Source organism: Bacteroides sp. CAG:633 (assembly GCF_000435115.1).
GTDB lineage: Bacteria > Bacteroidota > Bacteroidia > Bacteroidales > Bacteroidaceae > Bacteroides > Bacteroides ndongoniae.
Genome location: NZ_FR883095.1, coordinates 27,810 through 29,020 on the forward strand (window position 1 = coordinate 27,810; position 1,211 = coordinate 29,020).

Consider the following 1,211-nt stretch of genomic DNA (forward strand, 5'->3'; position numbering starts at 1 on the left):
CTCGGGCTGCATTGGCTGTTCGGGCCGAAGCATAAGTGGCCGTCTTCATGCCCAGAAAGCCCGAAAGACCCGAGAAGAAGCCACCAGTCAGAAAGGCTACCGGCACCCAGTGGTTCTGCACATCGAAGCCATAGGCCATGATGGAGAACAGAATGACCAGTCCCAGGAAGACCAGTCCCACAATCTTATATTGCTGTTTCAGGTAAGACATGGCGCCCTTGCGCACGGCCGCCGCAATTTTAATCATTTGAGGAGTACCTTCGCTCTCCTTCATCATCTGACGATGGAAATACCAGGCAAAGCCAAGGGCCAGCACGGAAGCTACCGGTACGACCCAGAATAGTAGTTGATCCATAGCATTCTTTATGTTTTGAGGTTTGACAAAATAGAATGCGCTAAATATATGGAATTGAGACGGAATAAGCAAATCTGTTTGCCACTATTCTCATCGCTATGGCAACCAATCAAATGCTAAAAAAACAAAAAAGGCACAGTTTCCTTACGGGCAAGAAAGGCATTTGCCTATCTTTGCTCCACACAAATGGAAAAAGATAACCGCATATACAAGGTTGCAACGTGGATCATCATCCTGCTTTTCGCCATGCTGCAACCCCTCGGACAGTATGAATCGCTGCCCGACGACGTGACTTCGTTCGACAACTGCGAAATGCAGTTCTGCCAGCAAGGCTCGACCTGCATCGACGAAGACACTACTCCCTATGCCCCTTCGGCAACAAGGCTGCGCCACCAGACGACGTCGGCTTCCGGCCCGTCGGTCATCCAGCGCCACGTTTCATCCTTATCGGTCTGTTCCGGCCGGAAAACCTTGTGCACACCTTCGGCCGACTATATCCGCCGCCGTTCCACGCTGTGCATCTATCGGCTTTAGACACAAGTTCCATCCTACAGCCTTTATTTTATCAACCGGACGGGCCTCTATCCTATCCCGAAGGCTCGTGTCCGCATGTTTCACTTAATACTTATTTTATGGGACTTGTACTTTTATACCTTATTCTTGCCCTTTCCGTATCTTTTCTCTGCTCCGTCATGGAGGCAGTGCTGTTGTCCACCCCCATGTCCTTCATCACCATGAAGGAACAGTCCGGCGCCAAGTCGGCCACCCTGCTCAAGCGGCTGAAGCAGGACATTGACAAACCCATCGCCGCTATTCTGTCGCTGAACACCATCGCCCACACCGTGGGTGCGGCGGG

The 1,211-nt window shown here is 51.4% G+C and carries 2 protein-coding genes and 1 pseudogene (1 of these 3 only partly in view); 2 read left to right on the forward strand and 1 reads right to left on the reverse strand.

The features are described 5' to 3' along the window. Window positions 1-355, reverse strand: a pseudogene (locus QVP67_RS09910) (sodium-translocating pyrophosphatase) (it extends 1,875 nt beyond the left edge of the window). Between the two features lie 186 nt (window positions 356-541). Between QVP67_RS09910 and QVP67_RS09915 the strand changes: the two are divergent. Further along, window positions 542-889, forward strand: coding sequence for a hypothetical protein (locus tag QVP67_RS09915; RefSeq protein WP_022163406.1), 348 nt, complete (start codon window positions 542-544; stop codon window positions 887-889). Between the two features lie 98 nt (window positions 890-987). Next, on the forward strand, window positions 988-1,211 hold a 224-nt coding region (locus QVP67_RS09920; RefSeq protein ID WP_288180095.1), incomplete at its 3' end, for a CNNM domain-containing protein.